The sequence below is a fragment of the Variovorax nivicola genome (genome assembly GCF_051216475.1).
Taxonomy (GTDB): domain Bacteria; phylum Pseudomonadota; class Gammaproteobacteria; order Burkholderiales; family Burkholderiaceae_C; genus Variovorax.
On sequence record NZ_JBPJZK010000010.1, the window covers coordinates 95709 to 116896 of the forward strand.

A 21188-nucleotide genomic window follows, 5' to 3' on the forward strand; every position below is an offset into this window, starting at 1 on the left:
CTGTTCCTGAATGGCTATGTCTTCAGGCATAAGACGCTTCAGCACCGAGGATTTTGAAAACCTGCAGGATCGCGGCCATGTTGTCGGACTCGATGGCGATGCCCAGCGTCTGCTGGAGCCAGCCGCCGATCCGGGTTTTGGCGTAGTCCGCGGTCAGCCCCTCGCGCTTGTGCACGAGCCCCAGACGGCCCGCGCGGTAGTGATAAGAAGCAATGGCGTGGCGCGAGGCCACGCCCGACAGCCCGCCCTCGGCCTCCTTGCCGAAGCCCTCGCACAGCAGCAGGCGCTCGGGCTCGGGCAGTTCGGCGATGAAAGCGCGCGCGGCCAACTGCACGGCCTGCGCGCTCAGGCCGTGCTCGGCCAGGCAGCCATCGAGGTCTTCGCCCGCGCCGATCTCGTCTTCGAGCTGCGCCTCGGTGATCTGGTCGCCGATGGAGAGCTTGCGGCGAAAGGAACTGGCGCGCGTGCAGTCAATGAGATAGCGGCGGAAGTAGGCGCACAGGGCGAAGGCGGTGGAAGGCGCACTGTGGCTTGCGCGCTCGTCGGCCTCGTCCGGGTCGGCATCGAGCCGCAGCACCTTCACGTAGATGAACTGCGCCACCAGCTCCTGCCGGCCTTCGCCCAGCACCTGCAGCTCGGGCGGATTGCAGGCCACCAGCGCATCGCCCACGATGCGGTACATGGCGCCCATGTCGTTCGGGGACAGCGTCTGACGCCGCCGCCAGAGGCGAACGAGTTCAGAACTTTCCGCGGACGAAAGGGTTTCCTGCATGAAGAGTCAAGGCGCCCGATCGATCAGTCGTCGACGCAGCTGCCCTCCGAAGGCACCAGGCATTGCGGCAGGTTCGCGCCCACCGGCCCGCCGCGCGTGCGGATGGCCGACGACACCGCGGCCTGCGCCACGGCCAGGCCGCGCGGCAGCAATATCCACAGCTGGCCGCGCTCCTTCATGCGGCGCGCGTTGGTCGCGGCCTGCTGGCCATTGCCGAAGAAATAGTCGGCCCGCACCGCGCCGCGGATGGCGCCGCCGGTGTCCTGCGCAATCGTCAGGCGCTGCATCGGCGCGCCGCTGCCGGGTGTGCGCGTCGACACGAACACCGGGTAGCCGAGCGGCGTGCTGCGCGGATCGACGGCAATCGAGCGCCCCGCCGACAGCGGCACGCCGAAGGCGCCCACCGGTCCGCCCACGGGCGAAGTCGATTCCTTGAAGAACACATAGCTCGGGTCCTTGATGCCCGAGCCGGCCACCGCGCCGGCCGCGCGCCGCCCCGGCACCACGACCGGGCCGCTGGCAACGGGCCGCGCGAGCGTGAAGCCGCGCGTGCGGATGGTGCCGCTGTCGACCGCGCCGACGTCGTCGTCATCGCCGTCGTCAAGCTGCAGCTCGATGGACGAGCCGCGCACCTTCACCGGGCTGCGCGGCTTGCCGTTGGCGGCCTGCGCCAGCGTCGGGCGGAAGGGCTGGCCGTTCTGCTCGGCGTAGGCGACGCGAACGATGTCGCCGTTGGCCAGCTTGATGCGCCCCGAGCCCTGGATCTGCATTTCGTACAGCGCGGTGGCGCTGCTCACGAAGGCCAGCACCTTGGCGTTGGGCGCACCCTTGGTTTCGATTTCTTCGCGCGTGTAGTACGGCAGCAGTTGCTTGCCCTCGACCCGCAGGCGCACCTTGCGGTCGAGCGTGTCGCGCGAGATGCCCGAGAGGTCGAGCGCAAAGAGGCCCGGCGCGCCCATGTCGCGCGTGCTCAGGCCGGTCTGCACCACCACGTTGCGCCCTTCCACGCGGGCCGCCACCGTGCCGTTGCCGGCGGGCAGCTTGCGCGCGTCGGCGAACAGCATGTCGTCGGGCTGGCCGTACACGGGGTAGATGAAGGGCGCGCCATACTGACGGGCGCCCGCGATCTCGGGCTCGAAGTAGCCGGTGACCACGCCGTCGGGCTTGCGGTCGTCGTCGCGAATCTGATAGGCCGAGAACTCGCCCTCGAAGAAGCCGCGGATGGCGTTGCTGTTCTTGCCGTCGACCTTCAGCGCGCGGTCGCACACCTCTTTCCATTCGGCGCCGCGCCCGGTCAGCACCTTGCAGCTGCCGAGGAAGGCGGGCCAGCTTTCGGAGAAGTCGTCGCGCGCCCAGCCCGGCACCGAGTCGAAGCCCACCGAGGTGTAGGTGGCGAGCTGGGTCGAGAAAGTGCGCGCCTGGCCGGCCACGCTGGCGCCGGTCGGCGGCGGGCGCGAGGCGCTACTGCTGCTGCCGGCGGTGTCGGTCGTGGCCGCGCCGGTGCCCGTGGCGGCCGGCGGCGGCACGGTGCAGCCCGCCAGCGAGGCGATGACGGCAACAACGGCGGCAGTAGCGGCCCACTGGAGCACGTAGTTGAGGCGCTGTTGCAGCTGCTGTTGTTGTTGCTGCTGCAGTGCTTGCGAGGTGGTCATGAAAGTCTCCTTGTCCGGAAAGTGGCGACCCGAGGGGCCAACGCTCTACAGACGATTACTTCTCGACGATTTTGAAATTCCCGACGCCATAGACGTCGTTGCACGGGGCGCCGGGTGCGCACACGGGTTTGCCCAGCAACGGCGAAGGGCCGGTGCCGCGCGTGGCTTCGAGCGCAGCCAGCACCGGCAGCGGGAACACCGGGAACACGCCGTCGTTCTGCACGCCGGCGGCACTGAAGTCGCGCTCGTGCTCGCTCACGAGCACCGCGAACTGGTCGGTGCCGGCCGGGCCGCCCGCATCCATCGGCCACGAAGCCCGCGGCAATGAGAGCGAACCGCCCGCGGTGATCTTGTTGTACTTGTCGAGCAAGTTCGGGAACAGCAGGAACATCTCGCCGCCGCTGGACAGCAGGAACACATAGACAAAACCTTCGCGCTTGCTGCGCACCTCGAAGGCGAGGCGGTCCTTGCCGATGGCGACTTCGGCCTTCTTCGGCGTGGCCGTCACCTCGAAGCCGGGCGCGGCGCCGGTCGCGAGGGATTGCAGCGACTCGGCGGGCGTGCGCGGTGCCGGAGGGGGCGGTGCCGGAGGGGGCGGTGGTGGTGGCGGTGCTGGGGGAGCCTCTGCGATCTTTGTGTCGGGTGGCGGGGCCGGCGTGGTGGTGACGACCTTCTTGTCATCGGTGTTCGTACTGCCGCCGGTGCGCCCTTGGAACCACCACCAGCCGCCACCTGCCGCGGCGGCGAGCACGGCGACCGATACGAGTGCGGCGACGGTCTTGCTATTGCTGCCGCTGGTGGGAGCGGGTGCGGGCGCCGGTGCCTTGCCAGCTGCCTTGCCACCTGCATTGCTCTTGCCGCTCGCGATGACTGTCGCGGCGTCGGCGTTGCTGTTGCCGCTGCGCGCACCCGAAGGCGGCTGCGTGCGCGGCGTCGGCGCGATGCTGTGCCCCACTTCCAGATCGAGCGCGGCGCGCAGCTCGGCCATCGACTGCGGCCGCTGCTCGGGCCGCACGCCGAGGCCTGCATCGATGGCTTCCAGCAGCCGCAGGCTGTAGCGCTGGCGCAGGATCTCGTTGCCCGCGAGCGGCACATAGCTGTCCGACAGCAGCCGCGCCACCGATGGCGGCGGCGCGCGGCCGCACACTGCCACGTGCATCACGGCAGCGAGCGCGTACACGTCCGTCCACGCGCCCTGCGACATGTCGGGCATCTCTGCGTACTGCTCGATGGGCGCGTAGCCGGGCTTGAGGATGACGGTGATCGCCTGCGTCTTGTCGGTGATCACCCGGCGCGCGGCGCCGAAGTCGAGCACCACCGGGCGGCCCGAGCCTTCGAGCAGGATGATGTTGTCGGGGGCGATGTCGCGGTGGTAGCAGTTGGCGTTGTGCATCACCGCGAGCGCCTGCGTGACGCCGTCCATGATGCGGATGAGCCAGGACTCGTCTACGCCTGCGGGAATGGCCACCAGGGCCTCTCTTAGCGTGTCGCCTCTGTAGAAAGGCATGACCATGTAGGTGGTGCCTTTTTCTTGCCAGAAGCGGTAGACCTTCAGGAGCGACGGGTGGTCGAACTGGGCCAGCAGGCGGGCTTCGTTGATGAAGCTGCGCATGCCTAGGTCGAAGGTTTCTCTGTGGCGTTCGGACAGGGGGACTACTGTGCCGTCGTTCTGTCTTGTCGACAGTGACGTGGGGAGGTATTCCTTGATTGCTACTACGCGTTCTAGCGTGTGGTCCCAGGCTTCGTAGACGACGCCGAAGCCGCCTTGGCCTATGACTCTTGTGACTTCGAATTCGGCTAGGCGGCTGCCTACTGGCAACAGGCCTGCGTCTGTGGTGCCTGTGGCTGGGCTTGTCACCGGGGTTGCGCCTGCGGTGATGACGGTGGCGGCCGTGTCGCCGGTTGTTGTTGGCTGGGCTGGTTTGGGGACTACGCGGGTGCGGTCGTCGTTGGAGTCGGTCATTGACTGGCTCCTTTGTTGTGGGTTTGCTTTCCGAGGCCGGGTCTCGGCCCGGCGGCCGACCTACTTTTCTTTGCTTCGCCAAAGAAACGTAGGCAAAAGAAAGGCGACCCCACTGTCTGCGACCCCTTCGCTGCGCTACGGGGCAACCTGCGGTGCTCGCGTTTCGCGGGGTCCGCAGAACTCGCTTCGCTCAAACAGCTGCGGCCCTGATCCGCGAAACGCTGCGCTCCTCGGCGCAGCCAGAGGGGAGGTGGAGACAACACGGGCCATCGCTTCGCTCGGCACGGTGCGACTGCAGGCGCGCAGCGCCTGCAGTCGCGTTGGGGGCCGAGCGCAGCAATGGCCCGCCCGGTTCCCCAATCCCTTCTGGTTGCGCCGAGGAGCGCAGACGTAGGAGGGATCAGGGCCGCAGCTGTTTGAGCGAAGCGAGTTCTGCGGACCCCCTCCGGAGTCGAGCACCGCAGGTTGCCCGAAGCGAAGCGGAGGGTCGCAGACAGTAGGGTCGCCTTTTCTTTGCTTACTTTCTTTTGGCGAAGCAAAAGAAAGTGAGTCGGCCGCCGGGCCGAGACCCGGCCCCGGAAAAGCAAACGAGAAGAGGCGGTCATCACCCCTCCTCCGCAAAGCCAAGGAACAAGGCTTCGAACTGCTCATCCCGAGGTAGCCCAGTACTAAGCATCCGAATCCCATGCTCAGCAGAAGGATCCCCCAACCAAAGCGACGCCCCCGCAACAGGCAGATCCAACAACTCCATCGAGCTCTCACGAACCAAACCGCCAGCATCCTCAACAAACAACCTCTGCAGCACCGCATCAAACCGCAGCGCATCCAAATCCCCATCAAGCCCTTCCAACGCAGCCTGCGTCGCATGCGCCCACCACTGCAACGCCATAGCCAGCGCCTCCCCCTGCAGTTGCCCAGAAACAGACTGATCAAGCTCCATAGCCAGAGCAAACGGAAAGTACCGCCCCACCCCATCAACCGATGGCATCAACACCCCAATCCAAGCCTGCTCCCCCGCCACCTGCCGCCCCAACGCAAAGCACCAGATAGGCGCTTCGAGATACCGCTCAGTCCAATCCGCATGCCGATCCCGCAGCCGAGCCATCCCCCGCTGCAACCACTGATCCCACACGGCGCGAAACGCCTCCGGCAACCGCCGATGCGCAAAGTCCCCCATGCCCGGCAACTTGCCGAACCACCCCGGCAACGCGGTCGAGGCGAAAAGAGAAGGTGAAGAAGCCGCCTCGTTCACAACCCCTCCGGACAAGAAAACTCCCGCAACTCGCGCAACCGGATCGGATGCTGCACGCTGTTCGTAGTCACCTCGAAGCGAGTCTTGCGCGCACCAATCTGGAAGGTGATGAAGAACTTCTCCGGCGCATCGCCAGCTTCAAGCTGCCCATCGTCCAGCGCCCGGAACAGCGCCCAAGGCCCATCCACAGCCGCCCCCGAGCTGCCAGTGGTCGAAGGCGGACTCACCTGGATGCGTACCTGGTTGCTGCCCTTCGGCCCCGGCCACTGCACCGCCATCGGCACCACAGGCCCGTGCGCGTACTTCACGAGCTGGCCGTCGACGTCGAGGATGAACTGCGTGATGCCCGCATCCATTTCCACCGGCTTGAAGTCCAGCCGCATCGACGGCCCACGGCCGCCGCCGCGGAAGAAGATGTCCTTGATGCGCGCCGCGCGTTCGAACTGCGCAAGTGCCTGCGTGGTAATGGCGCCGCGTTCGGCCACGGGCTTGTAGCGCCACGGCTTGGTGCTGGTGTCGACCAGCGCGGCCAGGCGCTTCTGGAAGAAGTCGTCCATCAACCCGCCGGGGCCGAACATCTGGCCGAAGTCTTCGGGCAGCACGTCGCGCTTGCTGGTGGGAGAGAACGGGTAGCGGCCTGCGATGGCGCGCGCGCAGAACTCTGCCACGGGGCGCAGGTCCTGGCTCAGGTTGCCGCGCTCGGCGGTCTGCGCCTGCGCGGCGCCCGACTGGCTGAGGTTCTCGACCATCGAGCGCACCGGCTCGGGCAGGCGGCCCGCGTCGGACTTGAGCTTGCCGGCCACGTCGCCGGGCGGCGGCGAGGTGCGGCCCTTCACTGCCGTGTCGACCGCATTGAGGTACACGTACACCTCGTTGAAGAGCTTCAGCGCGTCGTCGATGGGCGCGGGCTGGTTGGGGCCGCCGGCTGTGACGAGCCGGCGCAGCGACTCGAAGCGGTCGTCCACGATGCTCTCGATGCGCTTGCCCGGGGCCACCTGGCGGCCGGGGTCGCTGCCGAACAGGTCTTCCAGGCCCTTGCGCGTGTTGCGCACTGTCTCGGTCGCCTTGCTGACGACGTCCTTGTTGGCGTCTGCCGCCGGGATCAGCGTGGTCTGCTTGACCACCGCGCGCAGGAAGTTCGCGAGCGGGGAATCGACGCCCGAGAGAATGCGCGCGGTCTCGATGTTCTTCTCCAGGCCGGTCGCGCGGATCAGGCGCACGTCGGCGAGCAGCGCCTCCCACTGCTTGACGTATTCCTCCAGGTACAGGCGGCGCACGCGGTCGGTCAGCGCGCCGAGCGCGGTCACGTCGCGCAGGCGGTCGGCGGCATTGCGGTCTTGCCCCAGCACCCACGGGTCTTCGTTGGCGAGCAGGCCGGTGAGCACGGTCACTTCGTTCTGGAAGCGCTTGTGATAGCCGTCGTAGGTGAACATGCCCGGCACGCCATCGGTCAGTGGCTTGCCGCTGATGCGTTCGAACACCAGCGGGCCCGAGGGACCGGTGGCGGTGGCCACGCTGAAGGCCGGAATGTCCTTGGTGGCGCGCTGGCGCTTCAGGCGGCTGAACACGCGCTGCTCCAGCGGGTAGCTCGCGAGCACGGCGCGCACGCTGCGCACCAGGTTCTCGTCCATCTTGAGCGGCGAGCGCGGCGGGCCCTGGGCGATGAGCACGTCGAGCTGGTCTTCGAGCGCCTTGCGCTGGTCTTCGGGAATGCCGCGGTCGAGGTTGCGCGACCAGTCGAGCGTGATCCAGGCCTTGAGCGCCTCGGCGTCGAAGTGCTCGGGCTGGTAGAGCATCAGGTAGCTCTTGAGCGCTTCGTACGTGTACTCGAGGTTGTCCTTCTGCGCGGTGCGCAGCTGGTCTTCGATGCGCTTGGCGATCTGCGGCAGGAAGGCGTCGTTGAGCGCGCGCTGGTGCGTGAGCATGGCGGCGGCGTCGAGCTTGTCGCCCTGGTAGAGGCCCAGCGTCATCGACAGCGGCTCGTCGCCCTGGTGGTTGTCGGGCGTCTTCCAGATGTCGCGCAGGCTCTGCAGCACGGGCGCGACCTCGACCAGGTTCTGCACGCGCGCGGGCAGCGCCGCAAGGTTCTGCTTGGCGGGCTCGACACGGGCCTCGACCGACTTCAGGTAGTTCATGTTCTGCAGCGTGCTGTAGCCCCAGGCTGCGAGCAGGCCGACTGTGAGCAGCGTCATCGCCGTCACGCCGATCACGCGCAGCGTGTGGCGGCGGCGCTCCAGCTTCACGTCGGCGCCGGCCAGGCGCTGCTCGGGGAACACCACTTCGCGCAGCAGCGATGTGAGGAAGTAGCTGCGCCCGCTCGACTTCTGCGGCGCGAGCATCGCGCGCTCGATGCCGAAGCTGCGCGCAAGGCTGCCCATCACGCGGTCGATCGGGCTGCCTTCCTGCGTGCCACTGGTGAAGTACACGCCGCGCACCCACGGCGGCTGCGCAAAGCGCGAGCCGGTGAACACCTGCTCCAGCAGGTCGGACAGCAGCGAGCCGATGGAGCCGAACTGCGCCGGAAAACCGAAGATGGCCGCTCGGCGCGTGCCGTCGGTCTCGCGCTGCATGCGCGCGATGAGGCCGTCGTTCACGCGGTTGTGCAGCAGCGCGAATTCGCGGTTGAAGGCCGTGGAGAGGCCCTTCTCTTCCAGCTGCACGTTCTCGTTGGCCGGCAGCGTGAAGCCGAAGACCTGCGCGCGCTGCTCCTTGCCGAGGTCGTCGAAGTAGTCGGTGAAGCCGTAGAGCAGGTCGCTCTTGGTGACGAGCACGTACACCGGCAGGCGCGTGGTGAGCTTGCTGTCGAGTTCGAGCAGGCGCGCGCGGATCGAGGCCGCAAGCTGGGTGCGCGCCTCGGGGCCCTGGCTCAGCAGGTCGGCCACGCTGACGGTAAGGAACACGCCGTTCAGCGGACGACGCGGGCGCGCCTTCTTCAGCAGGCCCAGGAAGCCTTCCCATGCGCTCTTGTCTTCCGACTGGTGGCTGTCCTGCGTGGTGTAGCGCCCGGCGGTGTCGATGAGCACGGCCTCGTCGGTGAACCACCAGTCGCAGTTGCGCGTGCCGCCCACGCCGCGAATGGCGCCGGGGCCGAACTTCTCGGCGAGCGGGAAGCTCAGGCCGGAGTTGACCAGCGCCGTGGTCTTGCCCGCACCCGGTGCGCCGATGAAGACGTACCACGGCAGGTCGTACAGGTAGCTGCCGCCCGAAATCGACATCCAGTCGCGCCAGCCGGGCTTCTTGCCAGCGGCGTGCAGGCGCATTTGCTTGAGCGTGGCAACGGCTTCGCTGAAGCGCGTGTCGAGGATCTTCTGTTCGCCGTTGACCGGTGCATCGGTCTTGGCGGCCGGCGCCTTCATGAGGCCGTCGGTCAAGTGCTGGCTCGCACGGCGCGCACGCCAGCGGCGGTACAGCGCGCGCAGCACCACGATGAGCACGATGACGCCGATGACGATGGCGCGCGTCATTTCGCCTTCGAGCGGCGCGAGCGAACCGATCTTCACCAGCGGGCCGATCCACCAGATCAGCAGCGCGACGACGATCAGCGCGAGCAGTGTCAGCAGCAGCGGGCTGAACAGGAAGCCGAAGATTTTCTTGATCATTTCGTCGCTCCTGGAACGGGAGCAGCCGGCGCGGCGGCGGCGAGCCGGTCGGGTTCGGTCAGCAGCACGATGTCGACGCGGCGGTTCTTCGCGCGGTTGGCGGGCGTGTCGTTGGCGGCCACGGGTTCGGCGTCTGCCTTGCCGTCGGAGCGCATGCGCGCGGGGTCGACCAGTGTCGTCAGCGCGCCCTTCACCGCATCGGCCCGCGCGGCCGAGAGATGCCAGTTCGATGGATAGCGCAGCGAGCGGATCGGCTGGTTGTCTGAATGGCCGGTGATCAGCACCTCGCCCTTCACTTCGGACAGCGCCTGGCCGATGCGGCGCAGCACGGGCAGCGATTGCACCATCGGCTCGGCGCTGCCGGAGCCGAAGAAGGAGTCGCCGCGCAGGCGCACCACGCTGCGGTCGGCCTCGTCGGTCACCGTGACCAGGCCCTGCTTGATCTCGGGCTCGAGAAAGCGCGCCAGGCGCGGCGTCTTCGCCGGCAAGGCGGGCGGCGCGATCTGGATGTTGGGCGCACGCAGGCTCGACACCGCGGCGTAGGTGGTGTCGGAGCGGTAGTTGAGCGTGAGCCGCAGGCCGAACCACGCGAGCGCGAGCAGCAGCGCAAAGCCGGCCGCGAACACCCACAGCGGCAGCGACTCACGCAGGCGCACCGTGCCTGCGCCCTGCCCACGCCAGTGCGGAGAAAGCTCGGGCTCGACGGCCGGCCGGTCCTTCGCGATCAGGTCGGCCAGGCGCTGGCGCACCGAGTCGAGCTGCGCGCGGCCGTTGTCGACCACGCGGTAGCGGCCTTCGAAGCCGAGCGCGAGCACGCTGTAGATCAACTCCAGCAGCTGGCGGTGCGTGGGCACGTCCTGCGCGAGCTTGGCGAGCAGCTGGAAGACTTTTTCGCCACCCCATGTTTCGTTATGGAACTGCACCAGCAGGCTCTGCTTGTTCCAGCCGGCCTGCACGCCCCAGGGCGTGTTGGCCACGGCTTCGTCGAGTGCGGTGCACAGCACGTAGCGCGCGGCGAGCACCGATTCATTGCTCACGCCAGCGCGGCGCGCATTGGCATCGAACTGGTTGACGGCATCGGCGGTGGAGGCGCGCAGCGCCGGCACGTTGGGCGGCTGCGCCAGGTTGCGCAGCTTGCCGATCAGCACCAGCAGCTTGCCGGCCGCCGACACCAGCGGGTTGAGCAGGCCGAGTTCGCCGACATCGGCGGCCGGCGTCGGGTCGGCACCGCCGAAGAAAGGCGCCGGTGCCGGCGCGGGCGGCGTGCCACCAGGCGTGCGCGGCTTGGGCTTGATGACCGTGCGTTCCGACTCGAAGGCGGCGAAGGGGTCGGGAGGTGTGCTCATGATGGTGTTCCGTTTCCGTCAGCCCGATGTGGCTAGGAACGAATGGCCCAGAACGCGAGGTCGAGGCCCGGGAAATCTCCGGCGATGTGCATCGCGATGCCGCCGGATTGCTCGAGCTGGCGCCACAGGTCGCTGTTGCGCGTTTCGAGTTCGAAGTAGTTGGCGCCGGTGTGGAAGGGAATCTGCCGCGGCGCGACCGGCATCGGCGTGAGCGTGACGCCCGGCAGCGCAAGGTTGACGAGGTCGCGGATGCGCTCGACCGGGCCGATCTTCACTTGCGTGGGGAAGCGAGCGCGCAGCGCTTCGCTCGGCATGTTCGCGTTCACCGCGAGCACGAAGGTCGCCTTGCGCTGCAATTCCACGTCGGTCACCATCGCCACGCGCACGCCGTGCTTGCGGTCGTGCAGCTCGATGCGGATGGCCGACTGCTCGAACACCATCGAGAGGCTGCGGCGCAGGTCGTCCATCACCGGGCGGAAGCTCAGCGCGAGGTCGTCGTGGATGTAGGGGCCGAAGCGTGCGACGCGGCGCGAGTCGCGAAAGCTCGAAAGGTCGCCGGCCAGCCCCAGCGCATGCTCGAAGAAATGCTGCGGGTGCAGCATCGCGCTCTTTGCCAGGTGCGCGAAGATGGCCTCGTTGCGGTTCACGGCCTGCAGCAGCATGAAGTCTGCGATCTCGGCCACGCCGCCGGTGCCGCCCTGCGTCATGCGGCCCGCGAGTGCTTCGCCGCGCTGACGCAGCAAACCCAGCAGTTCGTCGAGCCAGGCGCGGATGACGGCATGGCCGGCCACGTCGAGCAGCGGCGGCAGCATCGCGCGGTCCAGCTGCACCTGGTTGTCGACGCGGCGCTCGACCACGCGGGCAACGCCGATGGTGGTCCAGGCGTCGGTGGCTTCGCCGGCGCGCATCAGGCGCGTGTGAAGCTGGCCCAGCTGCAGCATCGCCGTGCGCTCGCCGGCGGTGTTCGAATCAGGCACTTCGGATTCGAGCACGCGGTGGCGCACCAGCTCTTCATATTCTTCGGCGTCAGCCTCGCGCGCACCGGCACGGCGCAGCGGCAGCGCGAGCACCACGGCCTCGTCGCGCATGGAAGAAGGAATGTCGATGGGCTCGGGCAGCGGGTCGACCGCCGGCATGTCGAAGACCGTGCCGTCGCCGAAGACGCCGACCGCCCGCACCAGCGCCAGCTTGCCCAGCGTGAGCGCGGCGGGGTCGATCTCCAGCTCGGCAAAGCCCCAGGCGTAGGGGGTGGTCGAACGCAGGAGCACATGCCTCGCATGATCGGCATGACGCTCGCTCTGCTGCAGGTGCTGAGGCTGCAACAGCATCCCCTCGCTCCAGACCACTTTTGTTCGCCAACTCATCCGCACTCCGTCAACGGCAAGGGTGCCTGAAAGAAACACGAAGTTTCCGGCGCGGGGGACGGGAGGCAAATCCGCCTTAAGGCCTAGCTAATGGCCTAGGCGGGGGGATTTGGAGCTACGGCGAAGGGACTAGGGCCGGGCGTTCAGCGCGCCGGAGCCGCGCGCAGGATCTCGACCTGCTCCGCGTACGTCTTCTCGATGCGCTGCAGCCGCTGTTCGCGTGCGGCGTCGTTGACCCACGAGGCGGCCATGGCGCGCTGTTTGCCCAGCTGGTGCTCCAGCCGCGCCTCCGGCAGCAGTGCGCTGTCGTCGGCCGCAACGTAGCCGTAGGCCGCGCGCAGGGTCTTGAGCACTTCGCGCTCGGCGTCCGCGCGCGGGCCCTTGCCTTTGCCGTAGCCGGTCAGGAAGTTCTGCAGCCGCGCCTGGAACTCGGGCGGAAAGTCGCGCCGCACCACCATCGGCGCGCCGGGCGGCGGCTCCGATTGCCAGACCACCTGCAGCCGCCCGGCCTCCACCGGGAACTGATCGCGAAAGCGCTCGAAGTCGGTGGTGTTGTTGGTGGCCACGTCGGCGTCGCCGTTGGCCACGGCCAGCGCGGTGGCCTGGTGGGTGCCGACGAATTCGCTGCGAAAGCGCGTCTCCATCTCGATGTTGTTCGGCAGGAAAAGCTGGCTCTGCGGCACGATGAAGCCGGTGACCGAACGGCTGTCGCCGCGCGCGAGCCGCCACTTCTCCGGCTGTGCGAGCACGCCTTCGAGGGTGTTGAGCGGCCCGGCCTTGCGCACCAGCAGCACGGCGCGGTGCTCGGGCACGCTGGGGTGCCGCGCGATCTGCGCCACTACCTTCATGCGCCGCTGCATCACGGCGTCGAGCGCCATCTTGGCCGAGAGGAAGGCCATGTCGATCTCGTCGCGGCCGATGGCGCGGTCGAGCTCCTCGTACGTGGGCACCGAATAGGCGCTCACCGGCATGCCGAGGCTGCGGCTCATGTCGGCCATGAGCGGCGTCCACAAAGCGCGCGACTCGACGGTACCGCCCAGCGGCAGCACGCCGAAGCGGATCATCCTGATCGGCACCGGTGCGGCCTTCTCTGCTGTTTTCTCGACCGTCTTCTCGGCGGTCTTCTCAGGTGATGCGGCGGCGCCCTGCGCCATGGCCGGCAGCGGCCCGGCCAGCATGGCCGCGAAGGCCAGCACCAGCACGGCCGCCACGCGCCAGGCCTTCATCGTCACGGCGTCACGTCCTTGAGCACGCTGACCTGTTCCGCATAGCCGCTCTCGATGCGCTGCAGGCGGGCTTCGCGCGCGGCGTCGTTCACCCATTGCGCGGTCATGGCGTTCTGCCTGGCGAGCTGGTAGGCCAGCTTGGCCGCGGGCTGCAGCGAGCTGTTGTCGGCGGCCACGAAGCCGGCCAGGTCGTGCAGCGACTTGAGCACCAGGCGCTCGGCGTCGCCGCGCGGCCCCTTGGCGCGGCCGTAGCTGGTCAGGAAGGTCTGCACGCGCTTGCGCAGCTCGGGCGTGTATTCGCGGCGCACCACGATCTGCGCGTGCGGGATCAGGTCCGACTCCCACAGCACCTGCAGCCGCTCGGTCTCGGCCGGAAAGCGCAGCTTGAAGCGCTCGAAGTCGGCGGTGTTGTTAGTGGCCACGTCGGCCTCGCTGTTGGCCACGGCCAGCGCGTTGGCCTGGTGGGTGCCCACGATCTCGCTGCGAAAGCGCGTCTCCATCACGATGTGGTTCGGCAGGAAGAACTGCAGCTGGGGCACGATGAAGCCCGACATCGACTGCTTCTCGCCGCGCGCCAGCCGCCAGCGCTCGGGCTGGTCCAGCATGTTCTTCATCGAGTTGAAGGGCGGCGCCTTGCGCGACAGCAGCAGCGCGCGGTAGCCGGGCAGGCCGTCGTGCCGCACCACCTGCGCCACCACCTTCATGCGGCGCTGGGTCACGGCGTCGAGCGCCATCTTTCCGGACAGGAAGGCCATGTCGACCTCGTCGCGCTGGATGGCCTGCTCCAGCGCCTCGTACGAGTTGACCGACAGCACGCTCACCGGGCGGTTGATGGCGCGGCTCAGTTCGGCCAGCAGCGGCTCCCAGTCGCTGCGCGACTCGAAGGCGCCTCCGAGCGGCAGGATGCCGAAGCGGATCGGCGCGTCCGGCGGGGGGGCAGCCTGGGCCGCGGCCCACAGCGGAAAGCCCATGAACAAGGCCAGTGCCGCCGCTCGGAGGGCACCGGAGAAACCGACGAATCGGCGCATGGAAGCCTGCATTTCTGGTCCTAAAGAGATAGGGCCGTTGCGCACCGGCGGGTCTAACATGGGCAACGCGGACGCCATTAAATATCAATTGCAAGCAATTTTTGTGATGTTTTTCCTGTCTTGCCAGTTCCGGACCGCTCCCCCAAGCTCGGCGCCCATGCGTCCGCTGCCCCCATGAACTGGAACTTCCGCGTCCTGCGCGGCCTGGCCCGCCTGACCTTTGCCCAGCAGCTGATCCTGCTGGCGCTGGTGCCGGCGGCGCTGGCCACGCTGGCGGCCATCACCGTGCTGACGCGGCAACACCTGGGCAACCTCACCGAGCTGATGCGCGCCAATGCGCAAACGGTGGCCCTGCAGGTGGCCACGGTGGCGCAGGCGCCATTGGCGCGCATGGACCGCCGCGCGCTGGCGCGCACCGCCCAGTCGGGCACCTACCAGCCCAACGTGCAGCAGGTGCAGATCTGGACGGAAGACGGCGAGATCGTGGCCAACTCCGAAACCGTCGACCGCGCCCGCGCCGACGGCCTGCAGGTGGTGGTGCCCATCGTGGGCGACGACGGCCGCCACAACGGCCAGGTGATGGTCGAGATGAGCCTGGCCGCGGTGGAAAGCGCGCGGCGCTCGGTCTGGTTCAACGTGGGACTGGTGCTGGCGATCAGCCTCTTCGGCGTGAGCCTGGCGGGCTGGTGGGCAGCGCGGCGCATCAGCGAGCCGATCCGCGCGCTCGGCAAGGCGGTCGACCGGCTCGGCGCGGGCGAGGACGCGAGCGTGGCCATCGAGGGCACCTCCGAAGTGCGCCACCTGCAGCACGGCTTCAACCAGGCCGCGCGCGCGCTCGCGGAAAGCCACCGGCTGCTGCAAAGCCGCATCAACGAGGCCACGGCCGAGCTGGCCCGCAAGAACCAGCAGCTCGAAGTGGCCAGCCAGGCCAAGACCCGCCTGCTGGCCGCCGCCAGCCATGACCTGCGCCAGCCGCTGCATGCGCTCACGCTGTTCTCCGACGGGCTGGCCAACGGCGAGCACGACCCGGTGAAGCTGCAGCGCATCGGCCACATCCGCGAATGCGTCGATTCGCTCGACCGGCTGTTCTCGGAGCTGCTGAACCTGTCACAGCTCGACGCGGGCGTGCTGCAGCCGCAGTGGATCGACTTTCCGCTCGACCGGCTGTTCGAGGAGATCAGCCGCAACTTCCGCCCGGTGGCCGAGCAGCAGGGCCTGCGGCTGGTGGTGCGCAAGACCGACATGTGGGTGCGCTGCGACTACGTGATGCTGTCGCGCATCCTGAACAACCTGGTGTCGAACTCGCTGCGCCACACCATCGAGGGCGGCGTGCTGATCGGCGCGCGGCGGCGCGGCAGGGGCGTGCGCATCGACGTGGTCGACACCGGCGTGGGCATTGCCGCGCAGCACCAGGCGCGGGTGTTCGAGGAGTTCTACCAGGTGGAGCCCACCGGCCGCCAGGCGGCGCGCGGCGCGCGCGGCATGGGGCTGGGCCTGGCCACGGTGCAGCGCCTGGCCGAGTTGCTCAACACGCGCGTCGAGCTGAGCTCGAAGCTGCACAAGGGCACCTGCGTGCGAGTGCTGGTGCGCTCGGCCCCAGCCGTACTGCCGCCGCCAGCGGGCTCGCCCGCCGTTGCCGCCATCGAGGAAGAAGAAAGCCTGGCCAACGTGCGCATCCTCGTGATCGACGACGAGCGCACCATCCTCGAAGGCCTGACGGTGGTGCTGTCGAACTGGGGCGCCGAAGTGCTGCCCGCGCAGAACCGCGCCGAGGCGCTGGCGCTGGCCGACACCTGGGAGCAGCCACCCGACGTGGTCATCAGCGACCTGCTGCTGCAAGGCGGCGACAACGGGCTCGACGTGATCGCCGCGCTGGAGCGCCATCCGCGCGGCATCGGCCCCGGCACCGCGCGCCTGCTCGTCACCGGCGAGACCAAGCCCGACCGCCTGCGCGAAGTGGCGAGCGCGGGCATCACGGTGCTCTACAAGCCGGTGTCGCCGCGCGTGCTGCGCCAGGCCATCCAGGCACAAAGGGCCGTCGCAGCCCTGGCGGTAGGTGCGTAGGTAGTCCATCGGACATAGACCGTGCGGCTGCCACCGTGTGAAATCCGTCACACGAGCAGGCCCTCGCCGACACGGACATAAGCCCTCCGCCTTATCGCGCCAAGCCGGGTCCGTCCTTACATTGGACTATCGCCCCTCGCTGCGGAAGCAGTCCATGTTTGTTGCCGTGAATTCCTTTCTCTCGCCCTTCTCCGGAAGGTTGCGCCGCGCCGTGCTGGCCGTGGGCTTCGCGTGGGCCGGTGCTGCTGTCTCGTCTGTCTTGTTCGCTGCCCCGGCCTCGGCCACCAGCCTCACGGTGCTGATGGGCGACGATGCGGCGGCGTCTTCCGAGTTCGTGCAGCAGCTGCGCGCAGACCAGGAGCCCGGCGGCAAGTTCGAGCTGGTGCGGCTCACGCCGGGGGGCGCCGAGCCGCAACCGTCCACCGAGGCCGCGGACACTGAGCGCGCCGCGAACGCCGGCGTGCGCACGCGCAGCCTGCGCACGGCTTCCGACGCACCGCTCACCATGGCGGTGGGCCCCGCCGCCGCGCGCGCCGCCGTCGAGCGGCCGGGCCAGGAGCCGCTGGTGCTGGCGATGCTGAGCCGGCTCGAATACGAAACCCTGAAGGCCAGCAGCCCTGCCCTGCGGCGCGGCGACCGGCGCGTGGGCGTGCTGCTGCGCGACCCGGCCATGGCCGACCAGCTCGCGCTGATCACCGCCGTGCTGCCGCAGAAGCACCGCATCGGCGTGGTCGCCACGCCCGAGTCGGAGCCGCTGGTGCGCGAACTGCAGCGCGCGGCGCAAGGCGCGAACCCGCCGTGGGATCTGCGCGTGGAATATGCGCCCGACGCCAAGTCGCTCGCCAACGCCCTGCGCCAGGTGGTGCCGCTGAGCGATGCGCTGATGGTGCTGCCCGACCTGATCGGCGACAGCCAGGCGGCCACGCTCTCGGTGCTGCGCGCTGGCGCGAGCGCGGGCCTGCCGGTGTTCGGCGCAAGCGAAGGACTGGTGCGCTCGGGCGGCCTGGCCGCGGCGGTCTCGACACCGTCGCAACTCGCGCAGCAGGCCCGACTGCTCGGCCAGAAAGTGGCGAGCGCGGGCACGGGCAGCAGCAACAACAATGCGCCGCTGGTGGAAGCGGCAACGCCCGCCACCGTGCGCGTCAACGCCACCGTGGCACGCGGACTCGGCCTGCGCATGCTGGAGGAACGGGAACTGACCGACCGGCTCGCAGCCCCGCGATGAGCACCGCACCGCACTCTCAAGGCCCGCCGGGAACAAACGGGGCCGGTGCGCCCACGCCCACGCCGCCGCCCCAGTCGCCCCACACGCTGGTCGTGCGCGGCAACCTGCAGCGCGATCTGTTCCGCCTCGGCGTGGTGCCGTGCGCGGCGGTGGCGCTGGCGCTCACGGGCTGGTTCACGCACAACCGGCTGCAGACCCTCGAAGCCGCCTTCGACGCCGAAGGCCAGGCCGTCGCGCGGCAGGTGGCGGCCATGTCCGACCTGAGCCTCTATGCCGGCGACCTGCCGGCGCTTCAGAACGTGGCCAATGCGGCGCTGCGCGGCGGACAGGTGACGCGCGTGGAGATCAGCAACAGCGCGGGCGTGTACGTCACGGCCGGGCCCAAGACACCGTCGCTGGCGCAGCTGCGCATGTTCACCTCGCCGGTCACGCTGCGCGAGGCCTCGCGCGCCAGCGCCTTCGCACCCGCCGGCTCCACCGCGGCGGGCGAGACGCCCATCGGCCTCGTGCAGACCTTCCGCGACACCACCGCCTACACGCGCGAGCGCAGCCGATCGCTCTTCGCGGGCATCGGCATCGCGCTCGTCGCACTGGTGGCGGCATGGGCCTCGGTGCGGCACATGGCGCGCACGGTGGCGCGTCCGCTGCGGCGCGTGTCGCGCACGGTGGCGGCGCTGGAGTCGGGGCATTTCGAGGTGCGCTGCGACGTGGTCGAGGGCGGCACGCGCGGCACGCACGAGCTCGCGGTGCTCGCGCACGACATCGACCGGCTGGCCGAGCGTTTGCAACGCAACCGACAGGTCAGCGAAGAGCGCGTGCGCGAGGCCACCGCCGTCGCATTGCAGCGCATGGCCGAGGCCGAGCAGGCAGCGCTGTCGCGCGCACGTTTTCTGGCAGCCGCGAGCCACGACCTGCGCCAGCCATTGCATGCCATGGGCCTGTTCATCGACGGCCTGCTGCCGGGCGCATCGCCCACGCAGCGCCCGGCCGTGCTGCGGCTGCAGGAGAGCACCGAGTTCATGGGCGTGCTGCTCGACGACCTGCTCGAAATTTCGCGGCTCGACGCGCAGGTGCTGACGCCGGCGATCGCCAAGGTGCCACTCGCCGCGCTGTTCGACCAGCTCGATGCGCAGCACGCCGCCACCGCCGTCGAGGCCCGCGTGCGGCTGCGCTGGAGCGACCGCGGCCTGGCCGTGCGCACCGATGCGGCGATGCTGCGGCGCATCGTCGGCAACCTCGTGACCAACGCGCTGCGCCATGCGCCCGAGGGCGGCACGGTGCTGGTGGCCGCGCGGCGCAGCCCGGCCGGCGTGCGCATCGAGGTGCGCGACAACGGCGTGGGCATCGCGCCGATCCACCAGGGGCGCATCTTCGAAGAGTTCTACCAGGTGGCCAACACCGAGCGCGACCGGCGCCGCGGCTTCGGGCTGGGGCTGGCCATTTGCGCGCGCATTGCCGCGCTGCTGGGCACCCGCATTACCGTGCGCTCGGCGCTGCAGGCAGGCAGCACTTTCAGCTTCACGTTGCCCGCCGCGCGCCTGGCCGACGTGACGCCGCCCGAGCCGCCGCCGCTCGCCCCCGCGCCGCTGGCCGGCCTGCGCTGCCTGGTGGTGGACGACGACCCCGCCATCCTCGACGGCAGCCGCGCGCTGCTGGAGCAATGGGGCTGCCAGGTCGAATGCGTGACCAGCGGCTCCGAAGCCATCGCACGGCTTGGCACCGGCGACATCCACTACGACGCCGTGCTGTGCGATCTGCAACTGGCGGGCGAAGGCGACGGCGTGGACGTGATCGACGCCGCCAAGCGCCTGCAGCCCGATGCACTGGCGGTGCTGGTGTCGGGCGCCACCGGGCCCGAGGTGCTGCAGCGGCTGCGCCATGGCGGGGTGATGCTGCTGACGAAGCCGGTTGCGCCGGCGAAGCTGCGGGCGCTGCTGACCACGCGGCGGCACGTGCACATCGCCTGACCCCCGGCGCTTTCTTTCTGTGTCTACGCCCGCGAGAACTGCCGGCGATACGCCGTCGGCGACACCTTGAACGCCGACATGAAATGCTTGCGCAGCGACACCGCCGAGCCGAAGCCGGCGCCGGTCGCCACGCGCTCGACCGGATGGTCGGTGGTCTCCAGCAGCCGCTGCGCCAACGCAAGGCGCTGGTTTTGCACCCATTGGCCGACGGTGGTGCCGGTGGATTCGCGAAAGCGCCGCGTGAAGTTGCGCCGGCTCATGAGCGCGCGCCGCGCAAGGTCGTCGAGTTCGTGCGGCGTGTCGAGGTGCCCGCCCAGCCACTCCAGCAGCGGCGCGAGGCGGTCGCGCTCGGCTGTTGTGGGCACGGGCTGCTCGATGTATTGCGCCTGCCCGCCCTGCCGGTGCGGCGCGACCACCATGCGCCGCGCGGCGCGGTTGGCCGTCTCGGCGCCGTAGCGCACGCGCAGCAGGTGCAGGCAGCAATCGATGCCCGCGGCCGTGCCGGCGGAAGTGAGCACGCTGCCGTCGTCCACGTACAGCACCTCGGGCTGCAGCTGCACCTTCGGATACTGCTTCGCGAAGGCCGGCGCCAGCTTCCAGTGCGTGGTGGCGGGGCGGCCGTCGAGCAGCCCCGCCTCGGCCAGCACGAAGGCGCCCAGGCACAGGCCGACCACGGTGGCGCCGCGCCGGTGCGCGGCCTGCAGCGCGCGGATCAGCTCGGGCGGCGCCGCGCCGCCGTCGTCGCGCCACGAAGGCACCACCACGATCTGCGCCCGGCGGATCGCCTCGAGCCCGTGCGGCACCACGAGCGTGAAACCCGCGTTGGTCTGTAGCGCTCCGGGCTCCGGCGCGCACACCCGCATGCGAAAGCGCGGCGCGCCGGCCTCCGTGCGGTCTTCGCCGAAGACCATGCAGGGCACGGACAGGTGGAAGGGGCTGATGCCGTCGAAGGCGACGACGGCGATGGTTTCGATGGCCGGATTGCGCATGGCCCGATCTTATTGATGAATGGCTTTCGGGCCACTGTCGGAAAGCGGTGCAAAGGCGAAGAATCAGGCCATCCGAACAACCAGAGAGAGAAGGAGTATTTCATGAGCAACACCACAACCCCACGCCGCGCCCTCGTCGTGATCGACGTGCAGAACGAATACTTCGAAGGCGGCGGCCTGCCGATCGAGTTCCCGCCCATCGAAGACACGCTGCCGAACGTAACAAAGGCCATGGACGCTGCCCGCGCCGCCGGCACGCCCGTGGTTGTGGTGCGCCACCATGCCCCCAAGGGCGCGCCGGTGTTCCAGGCCGACACGCACAACGGCCAGCTGCACCCCGAGATCGCGAAGCGCCCGCACGACCACCTCATCACCAAGAGCTTTCCGAGCGTGTTCACCGGCACCGACTTCGCCGACTGGCTCGCGCGCCACGAGATCGACACGCTGAGCGTGGCCGGCTACATGACGCAGAACTGCGATGCCTCCACCGTGTTCGAGGCCATGCACCGCGGGCTGAACGTGGAGTTTCTGGCCGACGCGAGTGGTGCGCTGCCGTACGAGAACGCGGCGGGCAAGGTCACGGCGGAAGAGATCCATCGCGTCTTCAGCGTGGTCTTCCACAGCAACTTCGCTGCCGTGACCTCGACCGATGCGTGGATCTCTGCGATGCGCGAAGGTCAGGTCATCCCGAAGGACAACGTCGTGATGTCCAACCGCCGAGCACGCGGCGTCGCCTGAACC

Annotated in this window: 14 protein-coding genes; 4 read left to right on the forward strand and 10 right to left on the reverse strand. The window is 69.1% G+C overall.

Annotated features, from left to right (window positions below):
- Window positions 1-22: 22 nt before the first annotated feature.
- The 9 genes from ACSFBF_RS30090 to phnD (ACSFBF_RS30130) all read right to left on the reverse strand — a co-directional run bounded on the left by ACSFBF_RS30090 (window position 23) and on the right by phnD (ACSFBF_RS30130) (window position 14214).
- On the reverse strand, window positions 23-682 hold the full coding sequence (locus tag ACSFBF_RS30090) for a hypothetical protein (protein WP_435473416.1): 660 nt from the start codon (window positions 680-682) through the stop codon (window positions 23-25).
- A 113-nt stretch (window positions 683-795) separates the two neighbouring features.
- Complete coding sequence (gene mltA / locus ACSFBF_RS30095; RefSeq protein ID WP_435473418.1) at window positions 796-2424, reverse strand: murein transglycosylase A; 1629 nt, start codon at window positions 2422-2424, stop codon at window positions 796-798.
- A gap of 55 nt (window positions 2425-2479) precedes the next feature.
- Complete coding sequence (locus ACSFBF_RS30100; protein WP_435473420.1) at window positions 2480-4387, reverse strand: protein kinase domain-containing protein; 1908 nt, start codon at window positions 4385-4387, stop codon at window positions 2480-2482.
- Between the two features lie 604 nt (window positions 4388-4991).
- Window positions 4992-5639 (reverse strand): type VI secretion system-associated protein TagF, encoded by a 648-nt coding sequence (gene tagF / locus ACSFBF_RS30105; RefSeq protein WP_435473422.1) that lies wholly within the window; start codon window positions 5637-5639, stop codon window positions 4992-4994.
- Window positions 5636-9238 (reverse strand): type VI secretion system membrane subunit TssM, encoded by a 3603-nt coding sequence (gene tssM / locus ACSFBF_RS30110; protein WP_435473424.1) that lies wholly within the window; start codon window positions 9236-9238, stop codon window positions 5636-5638. The genes tagF and tssM overlap by 4 nt, the downstream gene beginning before the upstream one ends.
- On the reverse strand, window positions 9235-10584 hold the full coding sequence (locus tag ACSFBF_RS30115; protein ID WP_435473426.1) for a DotU family type VI secretion system protein: 1350 nt from the start codon (window positions 10582-10584) through the stop codon (window positions 9235-9237). Before ACSFBF_RS30115 ends, tssM begins: the two co-directional genes overlap by 4 nt.
- Before the next feature lie 32 nt (window positions 10585-10616).
- Window positions 10617-11948, reverse strand: coding sequence for a type VI secretion system baseplate subunit TssK (tssK, locus tag ACSFBF_RS30120; RefSeq protein WP_093077066.1), 1332 nt, complete (start codon window positions 11946-11948; stop codon window positions 10617-10619).
- 143 nt (window positions 11949-12091) lie between these two features.
- Entirely contained in the window at window positions 12092-13174 is a 1083-nt protein-coding gene (gene phnD, locus ACSFBF_RS30125) for a phosphate/phosphite/phosphonate ABC transporter substrate-binding protein (protein ID WP_435473622.1), read from the reverse strand.
- A gap of 2 nt (window positions 13175-13176) precedes the next feature.
- Window positions 13177-14214 carry a phosphate/phosphite/phosphonate ABC transporter substrate-binding protein gene (gene phnD, locus ACSFBF_RS30130; protein ID WP_435473428.1) on the reverse strand — a complete coding sequence of 346 codons (1038 nt, stop codon included), beginning with the start codon at window positions 14212-14214 and terminating at the stop codon, window positions 13177-13179.
- 162 nt (window positions 14215-14376) lie between these two features.
- On the opposite strand from phnD (ACSFBF_RS30130), the gene ACSFBF_RS30135 reads away from it, so the two are divergent.
- The 3 genes from ACSFBF_RS30135 (at window position 14377) to ACSFBF_RS30145 (ending at window position 19458) form a co-directional block, all read left to right on the forward strand.
- Window positions 14377-16266: an ATP-binding response regulator gene (locus ACSFBF_RS30135; RefSeq protein WP_435473430.1), complete on the forward strand. Its 1890-nt coding sequence runs from the start codon at window positions 14377-14379 to the stop codon at window positions 16264-16266.
- 154 nt (window positions 16267-16420) lie between these two features.
- A complete protein-coding gene (locus tag ACSFBF_RS30140) occupies window positions 16421-17491 on the forward strand; it encodes an ABC transporter substrate binding protein (protein ID WP_435473432.1) in 1071 nt (356 codons plus the stop codon).
- Entirely contained in the window at window positions 17488-19458 is a 1971-nt protein-coding gene (locus ACSFBF_RS30145; RefSeq protein ID WP_435473434.1) for a hybrid sensor histidine kinase/response regulator, read from the forward strand. The genes ACSFBF_RS30140 and ACSFBF_RS30145 overlap by 4 nt, the downstream gene beginning before the upstream one ends.
- A 23-nt stretch (window positions 19459-19481) precedes the next feature.
- Here ACSFBF_RS30145 and ACSFBF_RS30150 read toward each other — a convergent pair whose 3' ends face one another.
- On the reverse strand, window positions 19482-20447 hold the full coding sequence (locus ACSFBF_RS30150) for a GlxA family transcriptional regulator (protein ID WP_435473436.1): 966 nt from the start codon (window positions 20445-20447) through the stop codon (window positions 19482-19484).
- 102 nt (window positions 20448-20549) lie between these two features.
- Between ACSFBF_RS30150 and ACSFBF_RS30155 the strand changes: the two genes are divergently transcribed.
- Complete coding sequence (locus ACSFBF_RS30155) at window positions 20550-21185, forward strand: cysteine hydrolase family protein (RefSeq protein WP_435473438.1); 636 nt, start codon at window positions 20550-20552, stop codon at window positions 21183-21185.
- The last annotated feature ends 3 nt before the right edge of the window (window positions 21186-21188 follow it).